Below are 2,705 nucleotides of genomic sequence, written 5' to 3'. Positions count from 1 at the left end.
ACAATGTTTGCATCTTCTTTCAGCGTTTCGCCAAGCACTTGTTTGTTATGAAAATCGAAACGCCAGTTGAAAATATCTTCAAAATCGCTTTTGCGCGGATGTAATTTAAAAAAACGGTACAAATCCTGAATGTACAGATTTGAAATATAAGCCGCCTTTTTACCCGGATCAGTCAACACCTCATCGCTTTGCAATTCATCAAACTGCTGCATTTCAGCTTTTAGCCCTTCAGCCATAAACTCGCGGTTTTCAGCCGGAATATTTTGCAAGCTAAAGCAGAACGAATATTTATCGGAATTGCACAAAACCGGAGCAGCTGCAATGGCTTTTAGAAACTGATCGGTAGACGAATCGGCGCGATTGACAACAAAACCAATCTCCGGGTTTTTGGTAAAGAAAGGCATAAACCAGTTGGCAAATTCGCTGAAGAACGGAAACATTTTCAGCATGGCAAACGAGCTCATAAATACATCGGCCCCTTCCATCTGAAGTTCCGAAAACTCCTGCATTTTATTCATCAGTCCCGGCGAATCTTCAAAAATCTTTTCCCACTCAGGGTTTTCGTCTTCGCCAAGCGAATCGTCCATCAAACTGTCGAGGTTGATTTTGTCCTTTAGGTTCGGACTTATCTTTATCATCTCCGGCATAATCTCGTCGGTGATCTTCTTCTGGATCTTCTCGGTCTCCTTACTTCTGATTAGCTGAATAATCACCTGCTCGATATTTTGTTTGAAATCAGGATTTTAGTTCAGCAATGTCAGCCGGCCGGTAATCGACGGGTAATACCCCAAACGACTGTCGTAACGATAAAAACCAATGAGCAATCCTACAATCGCCCGCTGATTGATTTCGGGCAATTCGTGTTCGTAAGCATCAAAAAGCACCGAAAATTTGGCCTCATCGAAATAACGCAACAAACTCATCAGCAGCGCTGAAACGATAAACGACTTGTATGATTTTTCAATCAGCTCGCTGTTTAAAAAGGACTTTATGAAAGTGCGGTGCTCATCATTTAATTCATTCTGAAACCATACGAAATAAAACAAAGTCACCATTTTTTGCTGATGATCGCGCGCGCTAATTCGCTTCGATGATTGTTTTACCTCGGCATCATCAACCAGCGAAACCAGTTGCTCCTGCAGGTAAAAATCTTCCAGCTCATGTAAAAGCGTTTCAAATTGAAGCGTTGGTTTAAACCCGCGCTTTTTCTCATAAGTAACCGACGACGACATTTTCAACCTCAGCTCATCATAAATTTTGTCGCACAGCTCAAACACCGAAACAATCAGCTTCCGATACACTTTTTGGCGCTCCGGATCCTGAATTCCTTCCACCGTATATTTTAACATGTAACTGTAGTTCTGCTCCAGGTTGCGCCATTCGTCAAGGTGAATGAGCAAGCCGCTTTCACGGATCAGATTCTCCAGCAAATCGAAAGCAGGTTTTAATTTCCGTTCAGCCAGATGCTGACAGATGGTATCGTATTTTATTTTAAGGTCTTTGTCGTTCATAGCTTATCAAAGTTACAAAGACAAAAGTTTATCAAAAAGCTTTCCAAGAATTGTTATCGGCGGATTTGGCGTAAAACGGGCTTTTGGGGCTGACAAAGTTTCAAAAAAAGGGCGTCCTGCGGGATTATTCCCCGTCCTGCATACCATTGGGGCTTCCTGCTAACTTTTTTATCGTCCTGCGGCACTTTTGGCTCTCCCTGCAGGCTTTTGCCGCGTCCTGCTGCACTTTTTTGCAATCCTGCGCCAATTTTGGGCGTCCTGCGACACATTTTCTCCATCCTGCGCTACAGGAAAGGGCAAAACCCCTGCAGGATGACGCTGAACCTTACAGGGAGGGTAAATAACCTGCAGGATGGGCAGAAAGTCTGCAGGATTAGCAAAATTCTTGCAGGATTTGAGTTTTCTACGAGAAAATTATTTGAGAAAGATGCCATCTCTCTTAAATAAATCAGAAAGATGGCATCCTTTTTCCCTTTTCGAACTTATGTGCTCAGCGCCTATAAAAAACGGGAAAACTATTCCTTCTCTTTAATCCCAAACTTCGGATCAACTTTAATAAATGGTAACACCAAAAAGATCGGAATGGTGCAGATCATTACCCAAACAAAGAAACTCTGGTAGCCGATTATTTCCTGCAACCAACCGCTTAACATTCCCGGAATCATCATTCCCAGTGCCATAAAACCGGTTGTAATAGCGTAATGTGCGGTTTTGTGCTTTCCTTCCGAAACATAGATGGAGAAGAGCATATAAGCCGTAAATCCAAAACCGTAACCAAACTGCTCGATAACAACTGCCGCTGAAATCCACCACAACGATGTGGGGTTTAAAAACGACAACAACAAATAACAAAGGTTAGGTAGGTTAATGGCCAGTGCCATCCACCACAACCAGTGTTTTAGTCCTTTGCGCGAGGCTACAATTCCACCTAAAATACCACCAATGGTGAGTGCGATCATTCCGGCTGTTCCGTACACCAAACCCAAATCGCCGGTTGTAAGTCCCAGTCCACCGGCTTCGCGGGCATCGAGCAAAAACGGTGAGGCCATTTTTACCAGCTGCGATTCGGCCAGGCGGTACAACAACAAAAACAACATTATCGACACAATTTCCTTTTTGCGGAAAAAGGCAGCAAAGGTTTCGAAAAACTCGCCCAACACACTTTTGCCTTCGGTTTTGTTGGCCACATCGCTT

General features: G+C 43.5%; 1 protein-coding gene and 2 pseudogenes. All 3 read right to left on the bottom strand.

Annotated features, from left to right (window positions below; genetic code table 11):
* A pseudogene (locus ABZB17_RS22075) lies at window positions 1-713 on the bottom strand (hypothetical protein); the annotation flags it as partial.
* Between the two features lie 30 nt (window positions 714-743).
* Window positions 744-1,511, bottom strand: coding sequence for a hypothetical protein (locus ABZB17_RS22070; RefSeq protein WP_372653761.1), 768 nt, complete (start codon window positions 1,509-1,511; stop codon window positions 744-746).
* A gap of 515 nt (window positions 1,512-2,026) precedes the next feature.
* Window positions 2,027-2,705 (bottom strand): annotated as a pseudogene (locus ABZB17_RS22065) (MFS transporter); the annotation flags it as partial.

The sequence above is a fragment of the Draconibacterium sp. genome, assembly GCF_041583095.1.
Lineage (GTDB): Bacteria > Bacteroidota > Bacteroidia > Bacteroidales > Prolixibacteraceae > Draconibacterium.
The sequence above is the reverse complement of the archived record's forward strand: the minus strand, read 5'-3'. Positions and strand labels throughout refer to the sequence as shown.

Bases quoted from the DNA above. Each gene is read 5' to 3' on its own strand.
- ABZB17_RS22070 (WP_372653761.1), bottom strand. From the start codon at position 1,511: ATGAACGACAAAGACCTTAAAATAAAATACGATACCATCTGTCAGCAT.